The sequence below is a fragment of the Roseiconus lacunae genome, from assembly GCF_008312935.1.
Lineage (GTDB): Bacteria > Planctomycetota > Planctomycetia > Pirellulales > Pirellulaceae > Stieleria > Stieleria lacunae.
This window is the reverse complement of the sequence record NZ_VSZO01000053.1, coordinates 505,991-525,733: the sequence shown is the minus strand read 5'-3', so window position 1 is coordinate 525,733 and position 19,743 is coordinate 505,991. Positions and strand designations below refer to the sequence as shown.

The 19,743-nt window shown below is 54.6% G+C and carries 10 protein-coding genes; 3 read left to right on the top strand and 7 right to left on the bottom strand.

Annotation, left to right across the window (positions count from 1 at the left end):
• Positions 1-248 precede the first annotated feature (248 nt).
• From FYC48_RS24915 to FYC48_RS24885, 7 genes are all read right to left on the bottom strand, one after another.
• Entirely contained in the window at positions 249-2,255 is a 2,007-nt protein-coding gene (locus tag FYC48_RS24915) for an ATP-binding protein (protein ID WP_160149757.1), read from the bottom strand.
• Positions 2,256-3,194: 939 nt separating this feature from the next.
• Entirely contained in the window at positions 3,195-3,932 is a 738-nt protein-coding gene (gene bshB1, locus FYC48_RS24910; protein WP_149499492.1) for a bacillithiol biosynthesis deacetylase BshB1, read from the bottom strand.
• Positions 3,929-5,056 carry a prenyltransferase/squalene oxidase repeat-containing protein gene (locus tag FYC48_RS24905; RefSeq protein WP_149499491.1) on the bottom strand — a complete coding sequence of 376 codons (1,128 nt, stop codon included), beginning with the start codon at positions 5,054-5,056 and terminating at the stop codon, positions 3,929-3,931. The genes bshB1 and FYC48_RS24905 overlap by 4 nt, the downstream gene beginning before the upstream one ends.
• A complete protein-coding gene (locus FYC48_RS24900) occupies positions 5,053-10,941 on the bottom strand; it encodes a hypothetical protein (protein WP_149499490.1) in 5,889 nt (1,962 codons plus the stop codon). The genes FYC48_RS24905 and FYC48_RS24900 overlap by 4 nt, the downstream gene beginning before the upstream one ends.
• A gap of 21 nt (positions 10,942-10,962) precedes the next feature.
• Positions 10,963-13,329: a hypothetical protein gene (locus FYC48_RS24895; protein ID WP_149499489.1), complete on the bottom strand. Its 2,367-nt coding sequence runs from the start codon at positions 13,327-13,329 to the stop codon at positions 10,963-10,965.
• On the bottom strand, positions 13,329-15,629 hold the full coding sequence (locus tag FYC48_RS24890; RefSeq protein WP_149499488.1) for a BatA domain-containing protein: 2,301 nt from the start codon (positions 15,627-15,629) through the stop codon (positions 13,329-13,331). Before FYC48_RS24890 ends, FYC48_RS24895 begins: the two co-directional genes overlap by 1 nt.
• The gene (locus FYC48_RS24885) at positions 15,626-16,492 is read right to left on the bottom strand and encodes a DUF58 domain-containing protein (protein ID WP_230773764.1); all 867 of its coding nucleotides are present in this window, start codon (positions 16,490-16,492) and stop codon (positions 15,626-15,628) included. Before FYC48_RS24885 ends, FYC48_RS24890 begins: the two co-directional genes overlap by 4 nt.
• A 232-nt stretch (positions 16,493-16,724) precedes the next feature.
• Between FYC48_RS24885 and rarD the strand changes: the two genes are divergently transcribed.
• From rarD to FYC48_RS24870, 3 genes are all read left to right on the top strand, one after another.
• Positions 16,725-17,654, top strand: coding sequence for an EamA family transporter RarD (rarD, locus tag FYC48_RS24880; RefSeq protein WP_230773765.1), 930 nt, complete (start codon positions 16,725-16,727; stop codon positions 17,652-17,654).
• Between the two features lie 195 nt (positions 17,655-17,849).
• A complete protein-coding gene (locus FYC48_RS24875; protein ID WP_149499485.1) occupies positions 17,850-19,046 on the top strand; it encodes a phosphorylase family protein in 1,197 nt (398 codons plus the stop codon).
• A gap of 308 nt (positions 19,047-19,354) precedes the next feature.
• The gene (locus tag FYC48_RS24870) at positions 19,355-19,741 is read left to right on the top strand and encodes a hypothetical protein (RefSeq protein ID WP_149499484.1); all 387 of its coding nucleotides are present in this window, start codon (positions 19,355-19,357) and stop codon (positions 19,739-19,741) included.
• The last annotated feature ends 2 nt before the right edge of the window (positions 19,742-19,743 follow it).

Below are 19,743 nucleotides of genomic sequence, written 5' to 3'. Positions count from 1 at the left end.
GTCCTGCAGAACATGTTTGGTTGCCAAGCCTAGCGAACGCCTTGAGAGAATGGAACTCTCAAGGCGTTCGTTGTTTAACGCCGAATGGCGTTGGCCACGGTTACCTCATACAGGATCAGCCGAATGGCGTTAGCCACGGTTTCTGTGTAGTGACCATGGATAACGCCCGTCGGCTGATGCCCGAACCCTGAGACTTGGTGTAGACGGACCACTCAGAGGCGTTTGTCGCTTCGGTGCTACCACTCAAACTAAACTCGCATCAAGCGTGCCGATCGCCGTTGATGATGCTTGGGAATCACCGGACTGGGTTGTTCGATCAGATGGTCCGGGACGGTAAACGAAAACGTTGCGCCGAGTCCTTTCTGTGCCTTGACTGAGATCCGGCCGCCCAATTCGTTGACAATCCGCTTACAAATAGCCAGGCCAATCCCTGTCCCTGAGTATTCCTCTCTTCCGTGCAGCCGTTGAAACGGCTCGAACACCTTTGATTCAAACTTTTGCTCCATCCCGATGCCATTGTCGGTCACCGAAATGACGGTGAATCCGTTGTCGCATTTCGCCTGGACATCGATCGATAGCGATCGGCTCGGGTCCCTGTACTTGATTGAATTTGCGATCAAGTTTTGAAGCAGCGAGTACATTTTTGTTTCGACGCAACGGACACTAGGCAGATCACCGATTGTCAAAGTTGCGTTGGATTCAAGAATGGCAATGGAAAGATCATTGGAGATTTTGTCCAGCACCGAATTTAGATTGACCAGTGTTGGCTGTTCGTTCAGCGTACCAAAGCGAGAATACTCTAGCAGATCGTTGATCAGAGCTTGCATCCGTTTTGCGTTGTCATTGGCGAACGCGATGTAGCGTTGAGCGTCCGCGTCAAGTTGGTCTGCATATTCTTCACGCAAGAGTTCTGTAAAACACGTGATCATGCGTAGCGGTTCGCGGAGGTCATGCGAGGTGACATGGGCAAACCGTTGCAGCTCCTCATTTTTTCGCAGCACTTCGTCTGCATTTTCTTTTTGGTTGGTGACGTCGAGAAAAATTCCGGCCGCACGAAGCGGCTTGCCTGTCGCATCTCGTTCGACGATTTTGCCTCGCGACTGGATCCACTTCCATGAATCATCTCGACAGCGCATTCGGACGATCGACTCGCAAAGATCAACTTCGGGTCGATGGTCACCGCAAAGTATTTCACTCGGATCGTATTCCGGGTGGAGCAATTTTACGATCGACGCGATCGTCGTGGTATGTTCGTCAACTTCAAAGCCGAAGACGTCTGTGAAGCAATCATTGACGGTCACGATTCCTGTCGGATAATCGATGTCCCATATCACCGCGTTCGCGGACGAGACGACAAGCTCAAGTCGCTCTTGCCACTGGGCTTCTTTTTGTTGGCAGGCATAGATAAACGCATCGCGCTGCGCGATTTTGCTCTCAAGCTCTTTCTGATCGACCGCCGAACGTATGGCCGCTTCGAGTAATTCTGGAGTGAGATTCGCCTTGACCAAATGGTGCTTAGCGCCACTTCGAATTGCCTCAAAGGATAGCGATTCCTGCCGACTGTCAGCCATCGCGATGAGTGGCAAAAACGGCTGACGTGTCGAGAGTTGACCGATGAATCCGGCGGCATCTTCGCCGGGCAGCCTTTCATTGATTAAAACACAATCTATCGCGGATCGTTTCAGAAGTTTGCTAGCCGATTCGATCGAATCCGCGATCAGTGGTCGGCATTGTAGGCTTGGCAACTGCTCGATTTGTGCTGCGAGCCAGGTTCGGTCGGCGACATCCGCGTCGAGAATCAATACCGACAACCGTGACGAGCGAACCGTTGCAAAGGTGCCACCGGTTGAGATCGCGTCGCGAATGATTGCGAATAACGGTTCAAAACGCAGCTTTGACTTGTTGATAAAATTGCAGACGTTGCCGTAGAAGACATTGGATGCCACGAACTCACTGCTTTGATCCGTCAGGACAACGATTGGTACGCGTGGTTTTTCACTCGCGATCGCTTCCGCGGCTGACTGGCGACCGCCATACTGCATCGTTTCATCAAGTACGACAACATCGGGATCGAGTTCTGACAGGGCTAAGATGCTGCGATTCGGTTCGGTCGCGTGGTGCAAGCTGAATCGAACTTGCCCTCGTTCGACCTGCTGCCCCTCGCAAAATGCAATCGAAAATTCCTCGAATGCTTGTTGATCCGGTGTGATCACAAGAATGCGATAGACTCGATCGACCGGTGGTGATTGATTCATATGCATGTCTACGATGATGGTGTGTGTTCAACCGTCTCGTGTGACCTTTGATTCATCATTGGTAGCGATCACCTTGAACCGAAGTCACATTCAGGGCGTGTAGACTGACTTTCCGTTTGGCATCGATCGTCGCTCTTAATTGACGAACCCAAACCGATCCTCCTCGTGTCCTTAGATCAAACGCCGCGTATGAATAGAAACGCAGGCGTGATGCGATGAAACTTCTCTGTCGTGACGAGTGCTGCTCGTGCAAGGTTCTGCTTAATGACGAACTCGTTTGAAGCATACGAGAGCTCCTCGGGGAATTTCCCTGTGAGATAACGACAATTTGGTAACTGACTACTTCAGCAATCAATGATCGAAGTCTTGACCATCGCAAAGCTTTCATCTCTTTCACGCAAACCAGTAGTCGAGCGTCAGGGTTCCCCCGGTGATTAACCGGTGACTTCAATTGTCGTTCTAGGACGCCGCCTCGCGATCGTCTGCGGGGTTGCAGACGCTGACCGATCGATCAATCTCGCAAGCGTCGTTGTGGGAATTCGCACTACGCTACTGGATTATCATAGCGCCGCGTCAGCGAGACGCAGTGGATTTGATCAAACCTGGGGGGAACCTTCACCTCTGGGCACCCGATTGGGATAGTGTCCGTTTTTTGAGATGGGCTTATCTCACATCACAATCCGATGACGGTGACTAAGCCAACCTTGTCGATCATTCGACGCATTGCGGCGATTCGTTCGGCAATTGCCGGACTCATGCGATTTCAACGTTTGCCATGCGGGCCCATCGATCGTGTGGCAACACAGCAATCGACAAGAAGCTTGAATCAAACGACCCTCGTTCTGATGGAGGAAAACACCTGACGAAACCTTCGCTTCGGGCAAGCCCTCGTTGAGCGAAATTCCACCACCGTGGACATGCTATCGAGCGCGCTTATTATCAAAGCATGTCGCGTAGAGACGACAGAGCGATCGGTTCCTTGGTCGCAAACGGTTCCCCATAACGACGAGCGATCAGGTTCCCGAAATACGCCGCATCGGTTTTCAAGCGATCAATCATCGTCGGCGGCTCCGTCGGTCTTCCCTGCACAAACTGGCTCTCATACGCTTGGATCGAAGCCAACTTTTGTTCGAACGTTTCACTGATATCAACGATCCAATCTGGTTGGACCGCCAATCGCAGATGAACGCAGAAGTAGTAGTACAGGCGTTCCGGATGGAAACGCTCGCCCGGCATATCTGTTTTCGACAGTTTGGCGTAAAACCGAGCTGCCTCGATTAAGTCCGTCGCGACGACATGATCCGGGTGCGCATCATGAAAGTAGGGGGCAAACACCCAACGCGGACGCAACATTCGAAAGTAGCTGGCGATATGTTTACGAGTATCAATGGTGTGTACCAACTCGCGATTGGTTAGCCCCGCGTTGCCGCGCCAGGTCGGATTCAAACACCCCGTCGCCTTGATCGTTTCCGCCCGACGGATTTCCTCGCTGCCAAATGGCGTCGGTTCCCCTGTGGTCAAATCAAGTATGCCGACCCGCATGCCCTGATTGACCATTTTGGCGATCGTTCCTCCCATTCCGATTTCGGCATCATCTGGATGGGGTGCGACGACCAAGAAGTCGAGGGGTTCGATCGGTTCAATCGAGTCCGGTCCATCGGTGTGAATCTGAATCATCGTTGATAAATAGGCAGGTAGTGGTAGCGAACGGAGAGCGAGAGAACGGCCAACGAGGTGGAATAGACCATACCTTGGCTGCGTTCTTCACCACTTGGCGACATCCATGATCCGTCCCGTCGTTGACGTGGGAGTAACAATGATGCGACAACCGTTCGTGCCTCATCGTTGTACTTCCCACCGGCTTGATACATTCCCTGGGCGTAATAATAAAGCCCATAAAACAGGTACCGATCGCTAACCTTGGGCCGATGCTGCATCAGCCAATTGGCCGCCGCTGAAACTTCGGACGCATCGTACTGGCCACAGACCTGCATCGCCAACAAGCCGGCGGCAGTCATCGTGAATGAGGGATGCGTCTGCCCCGGCGTGTAGCTGAATCCACCAGCATTCGTTCCTTGCCCGCTGAAGCGACCGGTAAACGAGTTTCGCAAATAGTCGAGAGCACTATCGATCGCTTCGGTAGGGACGTCCATCCCGTCGTTTTTTGCCGATCGCAGCGCCATCAGTTGCCAAATGGAAACTGATAGATCACTTTCCGACGATCCCGGCGTGTAGCGCCAACCTCCTTGCAGCCGGCGCATCTTTTTCACCGCTTGTGAAGCCAAAATCAATCGAATCGCACGTTCAAGTCGCTCATAGATTAGCTGGTTCTGTTTTTCAGTTGCTCCCATCCCAAGCAACTCTGTCAACATCAACGTCGTGATGCCGTGGCCGTACATTCTCGATCCGTCGTGCTGTCCGAGGTAGCCCGCTTCTGTCTGATGATGATCGCGCAACACAAAATCGAGGGCCGCCCGCATCGCTCGGCCTTGCCGATTGGGCTGAGAAGGTTCGATTCCTAGCGAAGCCATCGCCATAATCGCGAGCGAAGTCAACGCGATTTCGTGGCCACGGTCAGTAATCGAACCGGCAGCCAAGTGATTACCGATGCGTTGATTGTTGATCAGATACTCGATCGCCCGGTCGCAAGCTTCATCAAGTCGATCGTCAACGTAAAGATTGTCGATCGACTCTCGTCCGTGTTCGCCTGTCTCTTGTCCGGCCAGGTATGTAGCCGGCAAGGTCGACGCGGTTGCCAGCCCTGCGAACTTTAGTAGCTCTCTTCGATTGAGCGTGTTCATTGCTTGGCTCCCGCGGATCGTTTGCCAAGTGCCTTAAAATACGCTTTCACCTCGGCGGAGTAACCTCTTGGAATCCGAGTCGCGCGCCCTTGGTTCGCATCTTCAACACCTTGCATACGAAGGTCCCCCCAATCGCCTCCGGTCAATTTACCATTGGCTTCATTGACCTCGTCACTTCCGCCAGGGGGCTCACCACTGCCGGAATCCGACGCGACCGACGAAGCGTTGCTAGAGGATTCGGTTGATTCACCTCTTTGTCCTGATTGTGTTTCCGCGAGACGACGCATGCGTTCTTTGGCCGCTTGCTGAAGTTGGTCATCGAGCATTTGAGCCAACGTCGGCGACGCATCAACCGACTGATTCGATGGCGGCGGCGTTCCATTCATCTCCGAAGCAGAACCGGGCTGGCTTTGTGACGCCTGTGATCCTGGCTGTCCTTGCGTCGAGTTAGCCTGCGTCGAACCAGCCTGTGTGACTTGTCCCGCATTCTCCTGTCCGGAATTCGCTGATCCTTGGTTGCCTTCCCCTTGTTGTTCGGATGCCGATTGAGCCAGAGATCGGTCGAGTTCATCGAGGGTTCGCGCCATTTGCTCCGGCGTAGCCTGGTCAATCGCCGATGCCGACTGAGCTTCGTTGGAATTGGAAGCCGTTGGGTTAGCGTTTGTCGGTGACTGAGAATTCGTCGCTGACTGACTAGGATCCTGAGTCGCATCAGCAGTCATCTGAGACTGCGAAGCCGATTCGCTTGAACGAGATGACGATTGATCGACGTCACTAGCGTTAGCATTTGCGGATGGGAACATCTCATTCAAAGCATCCGCCGTTTGATCGATTGCTTTCCCCGCCCGCTCGGTAGACGCGCTGGCTTGGGGAGTTTTCTCGGCATCCTGTTCTGCCGCGGCAAAGTCGCTTCGTGATTTGTGGGCTGCACCAAGTGCTTGACTCTCAGTGAGTTCTGCGGCCTGTTCCAATCGATCAGCCGTCGACGTTTTTTCCAATCGTCGCTCATGTCTCCCCGCTCGCCTTAAATCTTCGACCGCTTGTTGAAGGTCGTGTGAAATCGATTCCTGCTGCTCGACGGATTGGGCCAATTTCAGATTCGATGCACGAAGTGACTCATCAAAGTCAGCATCGGCGACCATCTCTTCCAGATCATCGGAAATTGCATCGAAACGCGACGATGCCAGCTCACCCAGCTTTTGTCCCAATTCTGCGGCCGGATTTAATTTGGTCAGTTCCGCGACCTTGTTGCGATTGATTTCGTTCGCCCGTTCGTTGGCTTTGTCACGTCGCTGTCGAGCCAGCTGCTTGGTTGCTTTCGCTTGCGTTTCCGTTCGTCTAGCCTCATCTAATCGGTCTTGCTGTTGTTCGATTTCGGACCGTCGCCACTGGTCGCCCGGACTCTCTTTCAATCGCTCGCTTTCACGCTCTATCACCTCGGTCGCGGCACGTATTTCTTGCTGAGCTCGATTGATACGCTGATTGGCCTGCGTCTCATTAGTGTTCCAACGATTCCGCTGTTCGTTTAAGGCGTTCAGTTCCTGGTTCCTCAATCGATTTTCGTGCTGACGCATATTTTGGGCCGTACGATTCCGAGCATTCTCTGATTGATGTAGATCCCGATCTGACGACCGTTCCAACTGTTCGGCCGCCTCGTTCGTAAATGATTGAGCTTCGGCCATTTGATCACGCAACAATCGAGCTGCGTCACGGATCTCGTCCAACGTGGCTTCGCCCTGACGGCGTTTTTCGGTAGCCTTGATCGCCTCGTTCAGCGTCTCGATCGCCTGGCCTAGTAGGTGACGACCTTCGCCATCGTTGGCCCAACCGGCTGCCGAAACGGCGGCCGGCAACGTGCGATCGCGCAGTGTCTCTGCACGATCGATGAACTCATCCAACAACATTTGCTGCTGATGCTTCCGCTCGCGAAACGCATCGTCGTCTTGTTCGATTGAACGACCTAGCTGTCGTTCTTCGTTGGCAGCCCGGCGGAGGTTGTCGACCGTGTCGTCGACAATCGATTCCGCGATTTCGCTTAGCGAGTCCCGCATCGCTTGGTTGTCAGCCAGCTCATCTTCCAGCTTCTTCAATAATTCACGTGGGTCTTGAGAGGCAACATCCGCCATCTTCTCGACTTGCTCGTACCGCTGCTGGATCTGGTCGCTGATGCGTAGTTGTTGTTCGGCGTCACGTAAAGCCTGGCGAGACTGGCGAACGTCTTCACCGCGTTCGATTTTTTCGAAATGGTCGGCGGCGTTTGACAACTGGCGTTTGAGATTGGCAAGATTTTCCTCTGTCTTCTCCAATGCCCGCTGGCGTTGCAAGTCCGTCGCCGCCCTATCGGCTTGCCTTGCCGACAACTTGGTTTCCTGCAACGCATCGGCGATCATTTCAGCCGCGGCATCCGCGTCCCGCGCCCGCTCGCGTTGCTCTTGATCTAAAACAGTCGAAGTGTTAGCCGCATCGATCAATGACTGAACGGTGTCGGTTGCTTTTTCATTTGCCAATTCGATTTCATCGAGTGCGTCCTGGACCTCTTCGAGTTCATCGGATGCCCGGGCATCGGTAACCGTCTCGGCCTTTTCTGCTTGCTCGGCTGCGAGTCGAGCTTGCTCGGCTAGGCTCAAGACATATTTTTGCAGCGTTTCTCTCGCCGTCGTTTGTTCCGATTCAAACCGATCTTCCAGCCTGGAAACATCCTTCGCTAAGGTTTCCAGAGGGACCGCCGCAGAAACCATCGGCTCGTCGCGCCAGACACGTGCATCAAATTTTTCGGCGGCCGATTGTTGACGTTCGCCGCGACGCCCCCCTTCGATACCTGAATGGATTGTCGCGTCGGTCAGCGCGGCGTCTCGCAAGTAAACCGCCGCCAAATCCAATCGCACATCGACCAGCTTCAGCCAGATCGGGTGATAGATCTTTCTTAGCGGCGAACCGTCGACCTGCTGTTCACCGTCACGCATTGCCAAGTAGACTTTCGCAGAATGACGAAGTTCACTGGCTGATTCTAAAACGCGAACCGCACCCGAGATCTCATTGATAACCTGCTCGGCAGCGATTTCCTTATAGGGCTGGAAGCCGTTTTGCGTCACATTTCGGATTGCCCTAACGAATAGATTTAGATCGGACATGAACTCCAAATCGACCCGCGTCTTTGCACGCCCCAGATTCTCACGTCCGGTCGATCGCACGATCAGCCGTTGAAATTGGTTGGCAAAACGAATTTGGTTCCAGCGCGATTCGATGCTCGCAATTTTGGCCTTTTCCGCGTTCTTTTCTTGTTGCTGATCGCTTAACGCTCGATTCATTTTCCGACCGCGATCGCGCAGCTGATCGACTTGAGGGCAAAGGTAACCGAGCTCACGTACGAGATCGCGTTCCAACCGCACCAAGTTCTCGTAGATTCCGTGATCAAAAATCTCGTGCGGCTTTTGAACGACTTCCTTCTTGAGTGAATCGAGGACCGCGGCTATCTGATCACGGTCAGCTTCCTCTTCGACCAACGTTTCCAGCTGGATCGTCCAACGTTGAGACCAGCGATCCCAACGATCACCCGCCAGGTGCTGGACAGTGCGAGTCGGTAAGATCGATTCATACTCGCGAAGCAGTCGATCCACTTCTTTGAACTGACCGGCGATCAACGTCAGATGTCTGTTTAGACGCTCTTCGGGAAGCTGGTCTGCCAGCGTTTCAATATTGGTTTTCAAAAGCGTCACGTCGGAGTACATCGCGGACAAGAACGCCACGGCAAAACGATAGCGCGCGAATTCTGAGAGGCGTTGGCTTTGGTTCTTCGCATGACCGGCTGCTCGCCCCATCTCTGTCACGTGTTGCTTGCGTGCACGTTCCCAATCTGGCTCTCGATGCTGATCTAAGTATGCCAATTCCCGTCGTGTGTGATCGATCAGCGTCTCGATATCCAGGATCACGTTCCCGGCTAGCTCGGTGACCATCGCACTAGCTTCGTTGCTGGTCATTGCCAGCGAATCACGCAGGCTTTTGACTAAAACAACAGACTGTCGTTGTAGCTCGGCCCAGGGTGTTGTATTGGCCGTCTCGGGATCATCGTTGGTTTTCGCCCCCGCTGTCCATTGACTAAGAAATAATTCAATCTCGTCCGACTTTACGGCCTCACGCATTTGCTCGCTCATCGCTTGGCATTGCTCGGCCCAACTCGCGATCGCTTGGTGTTCAGACGCAACGTTTTCCAAGAACGCATGGCGATCAGAATCGAATCCGTCTCCCGCGATCAATAACTCCATCATCGGTGACGCCGATCGGTTTCCTTTCCGATCGATTGCGACGATACGAGTTTGAACCACGTCGCCGGCTTGAAGCTTTTCTTCCGAAACCGTTTCGCCCAGACGATGGAGTAGATCCCATGACCAAGCCAATTCGTGTTGCCTTGCCGGTCCGTCCGTGGGAAGCGGATAGGACTGCGGTTCCTGACCGCTCACGGTGACTTCTTGCTCGATCGATTCAATCGGCAAGTCGTCTGCGATGGTCGCTTCTAGTTCGATCACATCCAAAGACGACACCAAGCGTTTCAGCTCGGTCCCTGGAGCCCAGCGAACGATCGGAGCGAGATCCAAAACGGGGACAATCATATTCATCGGGGCGAATGGATTCCCCAGTCCACTGACCGTGCTGACGGCTTCGATTTGGTATTGCCCCGACGTTTTGATAGAGATCGACGTTCGGTACTTCGTACGTTCCTCATTAACCGGTTCCATCAACGCCTGACTTCCGCGAACGCCGTATCTCACAGCTACGGACTCAACCGGTTGATCAAAGCTTACCGTCACTTCCGCCGTCGATCCTTGCAGAGCCTTAAGATCCCCGTGTTCTTCCTCTTCCGTACGATCGTTTAGCTTTGCGTACTCTGGTAGCCGATACAATTTCTCAAACATGGTGACTTTCGGACGCGGCAGTGGCGTCAGTCGGTGCCAGTTCGTGATTGCATCGCCCGCCAACAAACGATACTCCAGCGGTTTCGACCCTACGGAAAGATTGGCCGCGAAGATTTCCTGATCAGGGCCCCGAGTCGAATCGCTTGCCAGATCGGATATCTCCGGCCGATTTGCGGCGGCCATCACTGCCGATTCAAAGCGAGGGGTCATCATCGCTTCGCCGCTGTTTCCCTCACCGTCCCGCCATTGCATTACCACTTCGGAATCATCCCGCTTGGCGATCGCCGCGGCTACGGCAACCGCATCGCCTTGGGCGACGTATTTTGACGCAGGATCTGGCTGGACAATCGAAATTTTGGTTCGTGCGGCGCGTTCGATCGAAAACCCCGGCAGCGCGGCCCGGGCGAACCGCCGCCCGAACTGTGCCGATGGAACCAAGGCCATCAAACAGCAGACCAACACAACGCTCAATCCACTCAGCAGCCAACGACGCACCATCTTCAGCGGCAGTACTTTCCCGACATCGACTTTGGTGATCCGGCGGGCAACACGATTTTGAAGTAAATGACGAAAGTAAGGCGATCCGTTAGCAAGTTTCGGATCGGATAGCTCGACCGCCGAGACCAACGATTCGCGAAGATGCGGGGCGACGGATTCAATCTGACGAGCGATTTCTAGGTCATCATGATGTCGCAGCGGACGAATCGCGACCAGCCAAATGACGATTGCGGTAACCACATAAACGCAAGCGCCAAGCGACCAGCGAACGGCATCGGAAAGGAACATCAGATAGTCCACGATCGCGACGAACAACGCCAGCATCACGAACGTCAACAAGCCCACCCCCAATCCGCGGACGGTAAGCAAAAATCCTCGACGCTTGCGAAAACGGTCAAGGCCACGCCGGGTCATCGGGTCAAGCATGCCCGCAAGTTGCGTGCGATCGGCGAATGTGTTTTCGTTCGTTGTCGACATGATTGATCCCTGATTGTCCGGTTACACCAAGCCCGCACGCTTGCGGCACCACCATTCGATTCCCAGCAGCGTGATGATGGGACAAAACCAAAAGTACGACTGCCACAAAACCGTATCCGTTTCGATCACGGTTCCGCTGGACATCGGTTTGAGCAGACCTAAAACTCCGCTCGCATCCGATTCGTGAAAGTACTCGCCTTGTCCGGCGGAAGCGATTTCTTGCAGTGTGTTTTGGTTCAAACTCATTCTCCGCAGCTCGCCCGTTTGATTTTCATTGATCCAGAAGGGCGTTGACGCCAATAATGCGGTCTCATCGAAACCACTGGCGCGAATTCGAACCGAGTACTCACCGGGCGGCAACGCAAGAATGCTTCCTCGATAGGTGCCCCGTTGTGGTTGGTCGATCGTCATTGGAACCGATGCGATCACGATGCCGTTTCGCATCACCATCGCTTCAACGGTAGCATCGGCGACTGGATTGCCGCGGCCATCGCGCAGCCGTGTGCGTACTTCAACGGCGGATCCGCTTTCGTATTCAATTTTGTCCGTTCCTAAAGCGACAAACTGGTCACTCGCCGAATACGGCGGCTCCATCGCCGCGATGACCAGCTGGTTCCAGAACTTTGCGTGAAAGCGATCTGCGACCTTATAACGCCACCGCCATGTCTGATCGGAAGCGAGATAGAACACGCGTCCGGAGCCATACATTCGGGTCGCAAGCCAAGGCGTCGACTGAGCACCACCGACGATCGCCGACGCCCAGCCCTCTGCTCCCTCGGCCAATTCGACGTTAGCCGCCCAGGACGGTGCGGGAAGCTGCGTCCAAAACTGCTTCAGCGCGGCCGACGAATCAATCAGAGCTAGCGCCGGTTGTTCGATTCCCAGTGTTGTCGGACGAATCCCAAGTGGCTGTCTAAGTGCGGTCGCACTCGAATATCGGATCGGCATCAGCTCACCGAACTCGGTCTGGGTTAAGCCGCGCAGCTTTCCAAACCGTCCGTCGATCACGATCAAGCCACCGCCGCCAGCCACAAACCGCATCAGCCGGCCACGATCGTCCATCGCCATCAATGAAGGATCGATTTCCCCAACGATGACGGCGTCGTACGCAGACATCTCGGCGTCTGTCGAAGGGAATTGGCCGTCTGCGTTCCCCCGCGGTAACGCCGCGTTTTCAGTTCCGGGGCCGAACACGACCACGTCGGCGTTCCAAGCCGGATCTCGGACGAACAGGTTCTTCAAGTAACGCGTTTCCCAACGACTCGAACCGTCGACGATCAACAACCGACGATCTCGCGTCGACGCGGCCACGCGAAACTCAACGGCGTTGTTTTTGTCGGTATAGTCATCGCGCGATGTTTCAACGGTCGCCGTCAATCGCAGGACTTCGTTGGTGCGATCGATGCCTCGCGGGCCCGAGCTACGCAATCGGTCGACGATTTCTTGGACGTCGATTTCAAAAGGAACCGATCGGATACCGTTTTCCTGAGCCGCCAACTGCCTTTCCCAAACGGTTTGGCCTTGCGATCGAATTCGAAGTGAAACCGGTGCGGTACCCTCACCAAATTGCTTCATCACGATCTCGCCTGCCAATCGTCCTTCGCGGGCAACCGTTTCCGGACGACGGACTTCGACGATTCCAACATCGGGCGGCTCGTCGACCGTCCCAAGGCCCATCGTTACGACGTTGGTACCGCCGACAGAAAGCTGCTTGGCGAGCGATCGTGCCGAACGGTTCTGCACCCCCGTGGCGTTATCCTGGCCGTCGGTCATGAGGACGATTGCCGACCGCCGTACGGAGTCAACCGATTCGAGCCCCTCATCGGTATCACCGGCATCCAAATTGATTGAAGCCAGAACTGCCGCCAGCGGACTCGATAGGTCGGTCGCTTGACCTTCAGGGACCAGATCCAATGAATTGGGCAACGGTTTATCCGAATCGCTTGACCAAACTGGCGTTGCCTGGCCTTCGTCAAATGCGATTACATCCACGACATGGGTTTGCCGAATTTGTTCAAGCCAACCTGGTTCGCTTGCCGTCCCCGTGAGAAGCTGACTGGCACGCTGCAGTCGGTTGGCCCGGCCGTCCGGAGAATGACTATCGCTAAGCGCCATACTACGTGACGTGTCGATGGCAAAGACCACGCGGCCCAATGTTCCGATCACTTGCCGCCGGTGCCAAACGGGGCCAGCTAAAATTAGAACGACCAGCGCAACGGAAGTCGCACGTAGGGCGGGCAGCAACCAGGCATACGGCGACGCCAACGTTTTGGTTTCGCGCTGATACAAAAACAAAACAATCAGAATCGCGACCACTAGGATCGGCAAAACCGTCCAAAGTGATAAGTCGCCGGCGAATCGAATGCTTGCGATTGGAATATGGCTCATCAGAGGCCTCCGTCGCCACGTGACTTCGCCAAGATATTCTGCTGAACCCATAATTCAGCGACCAGGCCGATCACGACTAACAACCACAGCCAGCGCCATACTTCGCGACCGAATGAACGCGAGCGATCCGCCGTACTCAGCTCCCCTGCCGTTTCGAAGGCGCCCGCTTGAAGCGTCTCGCGCAACCGATCGAACTGTTGTCCGCCGGCGCCGTTAAGTATTGATTCTGAGGCATCGACTTCGGCAAGCCGCATGATCGTTTGCTTCAAGTCTTCTTGCTTCGATTCTTCCGAGGGCTGCGTATTCGACGTTCGGGTAATCGAATACAAGCCGGCCTCGTAAGTTTCGGTAATCCTGACCGGTTCGCCGGCAGAGAGTCTTGGCAAATTGATCTCACCGGCGGGCGTTTCGGCAACCCAATTCCACCGCGTCGGTGTGTCCGATCGCCACGTCCGATCAAATTGTTCCTGTGAGACCACGATTGGCTGGCCGACCGAAACGGTGAATTCATTTTCTTGGCCGGCAAGGTCAAGGACCATCTGACCGATCATAGGCAAAAAAATCGGTCGTAGCGGCCAGTTCGTCCAGCGATCGTTCCCCGAGATGGCAAACTGAACGACCGAACCTTCTCCGATTGATTGCGAGATCGCAATCGGGTCGCCTTCGGTCGTTTGTAAGAGCACGCGTTGGTCACGGACGCTTTCTCCGCCGGGAGGCGTCAACTTCAGTTCTCGATACTTTGTGACCGAAACCTCAGAAAACGGATCGTTGTCACCGACCAAAAACTTCCACGGTTCATACTGAGCGTTCGGTCGGTCGATCGCAAAGACCTCGCCGGATTGGGGATCGATGTCTCGTTCCTCGGTCCCGGAAGCTCCAACGACCTCCCCCAATTCGGCCGGAAACACGAGCTTCAAACGACTCGACGTTTCCCCATCTGTTGTGGCACCAGTCGTCCACGTCAAGTTGTATGTCTCGGGGCGTACGTTGGGTCCGTCAAAGATCACCAATCCCCCACCGCGATGAACAAATCTCACCAATTCGCCTTGGATCCCATCGGGAACGCGGTCCACATTGGCCAAGACGACGACTTGAGGATCCTCTCGCAACAAATCAGCGTTCAGCCGTCGCAGCGGGACGACCGTCGACTTGATGGGATCGGGACGATCGTCACCGCCAAAAGAAAAGGGGCTCAACGCGATTGCCAGATAATCGGCCGCCCCACCGAGCGGATTGCGACTCGGCTGTCCGTCGATCAATAGCACGTTGACTTTTGGCATGACGTTGACAAGCGTACTGCGCCGATTGTCGTCGACCATCATGTCTGCCCGATCGATCATCGCCGTGATTTGGTGAACCCCTGGCTCATCGATCGTTTGCGTTAACCGATTGGTCACCGAACTCTTCGCGTCGATCGAAATGCTTCGCGGATCCAGCGGTCGGCCGTCGATGGCCCAAACCAGGCGGACGTCATTGGCAGGAGTTTCGCCGGCGTTTCGAACTGTGACCGAATAAACGCCCGTTCGCTGGGAAACGACGACCGGCGATTCGACTGTCACGGCGTCGACGGAGACGTTGTGCAATTCCTCCCAATCAGGCTGAACGTTCAGAAAATCGAAGATCGTTTCCACACCGGCTTGTTTGGCCGTAGCGACCTCGGCGGCAACCCGCTGTGCTGTTTCCAAAGTCGACACCCCCATCGTCACTTCTTGGAAATCGCTGACGACCAGGATTTGTCGGCGAGGATGCGAAGCGTCTTGGGAAGCAACCATCGCGGCATCCATTAACTGTCCGATCGTCACCGGACTGCCAGTCGCGTCGACGCGGCGAAGTTTGGCAATTGCCTCGGACACTCCCATCTTTGAAGCGATCGCCCCGATCCGAGATGACCGAACGAGCATGACTTCGTCGCGGCGTGAAAGGCCCGCCAAGATCTCTCGAAGCTCTTCCTTTGCGGTCTCAATCAGTGCCACGTCTCCCGGTGGTGTCACCGACAGGCTTCGCGAATCGTCAAGTGCGATCACTAGCGTCTTGGGCGCGTCACCGGCCAACGCACGCAATCCAGTCCAAACCGGACGCGCCAAACAAAATGCTAATGCGACGGGAATCAAGCACCGTAGCAACAATAGCAATAAGTTCGTCACTTGCATGCGGCGTCGATTGACTCGGATCACGTTCTGCAACAGGTGCATTGCTCCCCAATCAACGCTGGTAAAGCGACTGCGAAAGAACAAATGGATCACCAAAGGAATCGAGAAAGCAAACGCCCCCAGTGCAAGGACGCCGTTAAGTAGATTCATCGTGTTAGCCTCCGACGGGCGGAAACGTACTGATGAAGGACGTCGACAAAGGGCTCATCCGTCGTCACCTGCACCAGATCAACACGACTTCGACGGCATGCCTCTTTCAATAGCGCGTTGTGTTCGGCCAATTTCTCGCGATAAGCTTCCGCTAAGACTCCCGCGTCGACGGTTTGCTCCGGGGCCACCTGTTCGAGATCTTTGAACTGGATACGACCGCTAAAGGGAAAGTCGCGTTCATCGGGATCCAAGATTTGAAAGAAAATCACCTCATGCCGACTGGCACGTAGTTGTGCCAGTGAGCGTGAGAGCGATTCCAAATCTCCCATCGAGTCAGACAGAACCACGACTAGGCTTCGGCGACCGATTTTCGAAATGACTTTGCGGAATACCGCACCAAGATCCGTTTCCCGCCGGTCATGGTTGGCCAACAAGCCCGTTAATATCGCGCGAAGATGTGACGGGCGACTGCGCAGTGGTACTTGTTGGCGAACGTCGTGGTCGAACGTAATCAGGCCGACGGGATCTTGTTGGCCGAGTAGAAAGTAGGCGATAGCGGCGGATAGACGGACCACATACTCCCGTTTGGTTAATCCATCAACACTACGCTTTCCACCGTATTCCATCGAACCACTTTGGTCGACCAAGATAGTGCAGCGGAGATTGGTTTCTTCTTCGTACTGACGAATGTATAGACGATCGCTTTTGCCGTAGACCTTCCAGTCGATGTTCTTTAATTCGTCACCTTGGACGTATTGTCGATGCTCTTTGAATTCGACACTGAACCCTTTGTGGGGTGAACGGTGTCTGCCAGTGCAATAACCTTCGACGACTTCGCGGGCGAGCATTTGTAAGCGTGCCACTCGCGAAAGTTCTTTCGGTTTGACAAAGTCCAGGATTCGCATTGGCGAAAAATAGCGACCGAGTTTGAAAGCCGTGTGTCCGAGGCGAAGTTGCCTTGGGAAAATGATTCTGTTGAACGTTCAGGTGCCGCGACTCGAACTGGCGATTCTCAGCGGCGAAAGGACATCTCAACGGTTCAGTCTTTCCCAATTCACCTGTCCCATTGTACGCAAAAATCCGCTAGGCATTCTTTTGTCCAACTTGACCACTGCCGCCCCCTCCTGCCGGGGAGAATACGGACTCAATCCGACACAAATTGGATTCGCGTTCGCAATCACGGCCAACACGATCTGGGGATTATTTCCAATCTTCTGGAGCTTTCTGGGCAAGATGCCCGCGGTCGAGTTGGTCTGCCATCGTATCGCTTGGGCATTCGTGTTTTCGGTGATCATTGCGGTGACGCGATTTTACTCGACACCGCAAAACGCGCGGCGCGAGTTACTTCGGACCATTTTTCAGTGGCGAACCTGGGCGCTCTACGCCGCCTCGGCCGTGTTGATCGCGATCAACTGGCTAGCGTTTTTGTATGCGGTGACCAATGATCAAGTCCTTTTATCGTCGCTCGGTTACTACATCAATCCGCTGTTCAATGTCCTTCTCGGCGTGATTGTCTTTGGGGAATCTCTGCGACGTTCTCGGTGGGTCGCGATTGGTCTCGCGACCGTTGGCGTCGTGATCATGGCGATCGGTACGGGAGAAATCCCTTGGGTATCGTTGTTCATGGCGTCCTCGTTCGCCGGCTATGCGATGCTAAAGAAGAAAGCCAAATTGGATGCGATGTACGGGCTGTTACTCGAGACAACCGTATTGATCATTCCAACACTTGCCTATCTTGGCTATCTACAAAGCAGCGGCCAAGCCACGTTTGCGACCCAACACTGGAGCGTTGACGGGATGTTGATCTTGGGTGGTCTGATGACGTTGGTCCCGCTGGCTTTATTCTCCGCAGCGACCCGCCGGACACCGCTTTCGATCATCGGAGTCCTGCAGTACGTCGGTCCTACATTGCAGTTCATCGTCGGTGTGTTTTACTTCGGCGAATCAGTCAGCCTACAACGTCTAGTCGGCTTCGCATTCGTCTGGGCTGGTGTTGCCATCTTTCTCTACAACCGCCGCCGGTGACCATGCCTGAACGGCAAGGCGTTAGCCACCGGTCCCCAAAACACCAATGACTCTCGTTCCCGTCGACATAGCAGAACAGGTTGTCGCCGGGTTCCAATAGGCCGCTGCTTCACCGATCATGAGAGGCGATTTGATCAGGCTGGCTGCCCGGCCGCCCGTGACTGCCGTGATCGACATGTGGAGTGAGAGAAACCGATGGACGACAAATTCGAGATTCAATCAAGCACTGACGAAAACGATCTTTGCGAGCAGATCAAAACGGCCTGCGAGTTTATGGAAGCCGTCTATGCAAACGGCCATTATCTTCGCGTTACCGTTCATCGCCATTGGTCGAAACACAACCCAGAAATCTCAGGAAAGATTGCTCGCCCTAAGGCGTATCGTTGGTACCTCCGTCGTGAACTTCTGAAACTGGCTCGACGGGGCGCGAAAATCGCGATCGAGAAATCACGTCCTCGCGTCGATCTAAATTCACCCGGACTTTTGAAAACGATCGACGAGTCAGATTTTGACATGACGCGGAAAAAAGTGTTCATGTTTGGTCCCGAGCGAAGTGAACTGTCGATCAAACGCCTGGAACACTACACCGGCACGCTCGCTGAAGACTTTCAACGCTACGTCTTGTTGACGAACTACAACATGCACATGGAAGCGTTTGCGGAAACGTTCCCCGCTAGCACCGGGTCGACCGAGACCAACGTGCAGATGCCGACGTTGCACCATATCGCGGATGACAACCGCGGGATCAGTATCGTGAATATCGGTGTTGGTCCTTCGAACGCGAAGAATTTGACAGACCATCTCGCTGTTTTGCGCCCCGATGCCATGATGATGGTCGGCCACTGTGCCGGGGTCCGCAATCATCAAGAAATCGGTGACTTCGTGTTAGCCAGCGGTTACATGCGAGCCGACTTGATTCTTGACGAATCTCTGCCCCCATCGGTGCCGATCACCCCCAGCTTTTTGTTGAATCGTGCTTTGGCAGGAACGCTCGATGATCTAAAACTGCCTTACCGTATTGGTGCGGTTTACACGACCGCCGATCGAAACTGGGAACTCTCAGTCAGCCGGACCCAAAATCATCTTCGGGCAAGCCGCTCGATTGCCGTCGACATGGAATCGGCCACGGTTGCCGCTAACGGCTTTCGCTATCGAATTCCCAATGCCACCTTGTTGTGCGTGTCAGACAAGCCCTTGCACGGACAACCCAAACTTCCGAGTGAAGCCAAGACGTTTTACGGTGAGACGAAAAGGCAACACCTGCGTGTCGCGATGACGGCGATCGAATCCATTCAATCGCAATATCCTGATGGCTTGCCCAACAGCGACATCCGTGCCCCCGAAGAAGCTCTCTTGGAAGGACCGGATACGACGGTTGACGATTGTTTCTGATCGTTCGACGGATCGCCGTTTGCTCCGCCGAGGAAAACGCTCCCCAGTTCGCTGATCGTCAGAGCCTCGCCGGTCGCGCCATCTGCCCACTTGATCCAGGCTCATCTTCGCCAGAAGTTTGCTCCGATGGTCACCCGCCGATAAGAGCTGGCAAGTTGAACTGTCGAAGTACGTTGCCAGCGCTCCCGCCGGCGATCGCCCTGGTGTGATGCATCCATCAGCTTTTCGGTTTCATCAAACGTAGTACCGCTCCGTTAGCGGGGACTGCTGTTCGTCCACGTCAATTTTTCAACTGCGATCCCCACCTCATGCTCGCCCTGCTGAAACACCTCGCCGAAAAGTGGAACAATTGGACCGGGGATCGCGAAATGGAAGTCGCGATTCGCAAGCACCTGACCAAGAATGGGTATTATGGAAGCTCGGTCCAACTGCAAAATGTTCGTCTTGTCGCGATCCAACGCCCGGGTTGGCTACAGATTTATCGATTTGAAGCGCGGGCGCGTGTGCAAGCGGAAGAGACCGATGGCCCCGATCCCGAACCGGTCTACCACCAGCTCTATGGACTAGTCAAAGACGACATCCGTCACAAGATATTGGTCGTGCGGGTTTTTGATAATCCCAGCGAGCGACGCGCCCTGTATCGCCGGTGGGCCGATGGTCTGGTGGAACTACGGGGAAGCCATGGTTTGGGTTGACG

What these genes read in the sequence shown, in the direction of transcription:
- FYC48_RS24870 (WP_149499484.1), top strand. Translation starts at nt 19,355, where the DNA reads ATGCTCGCCCTGCTGAAACACCTCGCCGAAAAGTGGAACAATTGGACC.
- bshB1 (WP_149499492.1), bottom strand. Translation starts at nt 3,932, where the DNA reads ATGATTCAGATTCACACCGATGGACCGGACTCGATTGAACCGATCGAA.
- FYC48_RS24905 (WP_149499491.1), bottom strand. Translation starts at nt 5,056, where the DNA reads ATGAACACGCTCAATCGAAGAGAGCTACTAAAGTTCGCAGGGCTGGCA.
- FYC48_RS24875 (WP_149499485.1), top strand. Translation starts at nt 17,850, where the DNA reads ATGGACGACAAATTCGAGATTCAATCAAGCACTGACGAAAACGATCTT.
- FYC48_RS24890 (WP_149499488.1), bottom strand. Translation starts at nt 15,629, where the DNA reads ATGAATCTACTTAACGGCGTCCTTGCACTGGGGGCGTTTGCTTTCTCG.
- FYC48_RS24915 (WP_160149757.1), bottom strand. Translation starts at nt 2,255, where the DNA reads ATGAATCAATCACCACCGGTCGATCGAGTCTATCGCATTCTTGTGATC.
- FYC48_RS24900 (WP_149499490.1), bottom strand. Translation starts at nt 10,941, where the DNA reads ATGTCGACAACGAACGAAAACACATTCGCCGATCGCACGCAACTTGCG.
- FYC48_RS24895 (WP_149499489.1), bottom strand. Translation starts at nt 13,329, where the DNA reads ATGAGCCATATTCCAATCGCAAGCATTCGATTCGCCGGCGACTTATCA.